Here is a 2,882-nt window from a genome sequence, read left to right as displayed (position 1 = left end):
CGCGTGCCGTGGCGGTTCGGTGTCGTTTAGCTCGGCCGTGAGTCATGTTCGGGCTGAACGTGATCGTCGTTGATGCGAGCGTACTGGCCGTGGCTCTGGGTGACGACGGGACCGATGGCCGGGCCGCCCGGCGGCGCTTAGCCGACGAGACCTTGGCCGCCCCGGAACTCATCGACCTCGAGGTCACATCGGTGTGGCGCCGCCAGGTTGGCGCCAGGCTCATGCCCGCTCGGCGAGCCGCCGATGTGGTCTCAGATTTAGCAAACCTGCCACTGCGTCGGTCGTCGCACAGACCGCTGTTAGGCCGTATCTGGCAGTTGCGGCAGGCGGTCATCCCCTGCGATGCCGCGTATATCGCACTGGCTGAGGTCCTGAACGTCGTGATGGTTACCGCGGACAGGAGGCAGCACGGGCCCCGGGCCTCAAATGCGACGTCGAGATTCTGGAACCCGGGAGCGGTGCACTGACTTAGCGGATGCAAGTGACCGCCCTCGACGTCTAGTAATGGAACAGGGGAAAGCGAAATCCTCTGCAGCACAGCATGATTACGAAATACTCCACAGTTTAGCGGTAACGCAGCACATCCGATCTCGCCATATTCGCCCTATCGACGAGGTGGGGGAGGCGCCCCATCGGCCCGTGGCCGCCGCTGTCGGCGTCGTTACCGTCGCTCCGCCGCGGTCGGCGTTGCTACCGTCGCCAGGCTGTCGTTCCCGCTGTCCGCCAAGCCCCGTTCGCCGTCGTGCACGATGATCAGATCAGCGCAGCCCGATGCTCACCGGGCCGCCACCGAAGTTCCATGAAACACGGAACATCCTCGTCGCGTCCGCGGGATGCGCGTACGATTCTTCAGACGGACTGTGGAGAAGTCCGATCACGTCCAGCGTTTCAAGCCGCATTCGTCGTCGGGCAATGGCCACCTTCCGGGATGGCGAACATTGGTAAACGCGGCTAATTTCCGGTCGTTGCCTTGGCCGCGATCGCAGCGGCGATGTCGGCGCCTTGATTGGTGATGGAATGGCCGCATGCGGTCACGTCGACCACGACGTTGTGGACGGCTTGCAGCCCGTGCTGACATGAAAAACCAGCCCCGGCGGTCGTCAGGATTTGACTGATGGCAGTGTCAACGGTCTTGACCTCTTGGATCGTCCACGACGACGTGGCGGACGTGCCGTCGGCATTCCTGGAGGTAATCGGCACGACATGGCCCACGCACGCCTGCCAGCCGTCCAACAACGTGGTGAAGAAGGCGCGGGCAGCATCGGCGGAAGGAAAGCCAACCGCGGTCTGCTCGAGAGAAGCCTGCATGTTGTTAGCCGAAGATCCAGTCAAGAATTGATCACTGACCGCGATGTAGCCGCTCCCCGCATACACGGACGGTTGGCTGCCATACAGCGATCCCAAACACTCATGGTTTGCAACCTGGTCACTGGTCGCGGTGAGGTGGTTGCTGATGCCGGGGCCCTGCATCGTTATTGAGTTCATCAGCCCGTTGATCTGGCCGCTACTGAGCAGCAGCGACGCCAGCTTGGCCGGCGCCACCAGCGGTCCGGCCGGGGTTGGTGGGCGGGCAGGAGACCGGGCGGGGGTGCTCTGCTTTTCGGATACACCCCAGGCGAACAACGCCAGCACCGCGGCAAAGATGATTCCAACCAACCCTCGCCCTGCTAGTGCCCACCACCGGGACCGTCTGGCCACCTTGACATGGGGTGGTTGTTGGGTGTGGGTGGGTGGCGGGCCGACAAGTGTTGCGGTGGTTGCCGCGGGTGTTGGCGCCGTGGCGGAAACTGATGTAACCGACGGTGGTTGTGGCGGGGCGGCCGGTGCGGCCTCGGGGGTGTACAACGCGCCTTGCGCCACAACCATTTTCGGATCGCCGAGCACACCGACCGGTGCCAGCTTGGCAAGCCGGGAATGCACCAGCGGAATCTGAGAGGAACCCCCGGTCAGATAGATCGTCGGCGTTTGGTCGGAGGGACGCCGCTGATGCGCCTCGGCCATCACGCGTTTGGTCAACCCCACCGCCCGATCGATGTCGGGGCCGATGAGCTCGTCGAATTCATCCCGGGTCAACTGCAGCACCTGGGTATCGGCGGTCGCCGCAACCACGATCGCCGCCGAACTGGCCTCCGATAACGCCTCTTTGGCATCGCGGATCCGATCATTAAGCGCCAACCGGGTGGCGATCGCGGCGGAATCATTGACCTCGGCCAGCAGCACCGGGTCGCTGGCCGCCAGTTGGCGACGCACCCAGGCCTGGATGCGGGCGTCCAAGTCGTGACCGCCCAGACCATCCAATCCGTCCGAGGCGATGACCGCGAAACTGTGATCGGGTTGTCGTTCTAGCACCGCGACATCGCAGGTGCCCGCCCCGAAGTCAAAGACCACCAGCCGCGCGCCCACCGCCATGTCGGGGGCCGACATCGCATAAAACCACGCCGCCGCCTGGGCCTCACTGACCAACCGCAGACGGTTGCGATCGACGCCGCCCGCGCAGGCCGACTCCGCCAACAGCTGCTGTAACGGGGCACTCCATTGGTCGGGATGGGTGACGACCACCACATCGGGCGCGGCCGCCATCACCTGACTGGCCCGGGCCAGCACCTCGGCGAACACCGCGGCGACCATCTCGGTTACCGCGATCATGCTGCCGGCCAAAAAGACTTCACGGTCGGCCAGCCGGCGCTTGGGCGAGGGCTCAAAGGCTTCCGGCGAGGTGAACGCCGCCTGCAACGCCGTACGCCCCACCAAAAAACGGCTGCCGTCGTAGAACACCGCCGAGGGCATCAACGAACCCGCCGCCGACAACCGCAGCTCCTGCACGTAGCCGTGCCGGTCCCGAAACGCCGCCGCGGTATTCGAGCTGCCGAAATCAATCGCCA

The 2,882-nt window shown here is 64.6% G+C and carries 2 protein-coding genes; one reads left to right on the top strand and one right to left on the bottom strand.

The features are described 5' to 3' along the window. Window positions 1-44: 44 nt before the first annotated feature. Entirely contained in the window at window positions 45-467 is a 423-nt protein-coding gene (locus VEI45_RS24940; RefSeq protein ID WP_324857270.1) for a type II toxin-antitoxin system VapC family toxin, read from the top strand. Between the two features lie 484 nt (window positions 468-951). On the opposite strand, the gene VEI45_RS24935 is transcribed toward VEI45_RS24940, so the two are convergent. After that, a partial coding sequence (locus VEI45_RS24935; protein WP_324857268.1) for a sensor domain-containing protein occupies window positions 952-2,882 on the bottom strand: 1,931 nt, incomplete at its 5' end.

Origin of the sequence: Mycobacterium sp., assembly GCF_035623875.1 — a bacterium.
In the GTDB taxonomy this organism is placed as follows: domain Bacteria; phylum Actinomycetota; class Actinomycetes; order Mycobacteriales; family Mycobacteriaceae; genus Mycobacterium.
Note: the sequence above shows the minus strand (reverse complement) of the source record. Positions and strands in the feature narration are given on the sequence as shown.